Source organism: Nocardia cyriacigeorgica (assembly GCF_010858045.1).
GTDB lineage: Bacteria > Actinomycetota > Actinomycetes > Mycobacteriales > Mycobacteriaceae > Nocardia > Nocardia cyriacigeorgica_E.
The window spans coordinates 1-403 of record NZ_JAAGVC010000135.1 but is presented as its reverse complement, the minus strand read 5'-3'; the positions used below and the strand labels follow the sequence as shown (position 1 = coordinate 403).

Genomic DNA, 403 nt, shown 5'->3' with positions numbered 1-403 from the left:
TGATCGCCTCCGTGCCCGCACTCAAACCCGTTGCGAGCAGCCGCACCTCGCCGACCTTCTCGGCACCGAAGGCCAGCCACGAGCGCAGCGCGTCGTCCAGCCGGGTCTCGACGGCCAACGAGTACGGGACATGCAGCAGCGAGCACGAGGTGGACACCGCGAGCGAGCCCGCGGACCCGAGCAGGGTGCCGAGAGTGGTCAGGGCGGCGTCCAGATCGGTACGCCACACATTGCGCCCGTCGACCACACCGGCAACGAGCAGCTTGTTCGCCAGCGCGGGCACGGCCGCCACCTCGGCGACATCGGTGCCCGAGGTCAGATCGACCGCGACGCCCTCGACGTCCGTGCCTGCCAGCGCCGCCAGTGCGGCGGCGGGTGTGCCGAAGTACGTGGCGACCAGCAC

General features: G+C 71.2%; 1 pseudogene. It reads right to left on the bottom strand.

Annotated elements, in window-relative coordinates:
- Window positions 1-403, bottom strand: a pseudogene (locus tag GV790_RS29065) (5-methyltetrahydropteroyltriglutamate--homocysteine S-methyltransferase); the annotation flags it as partial.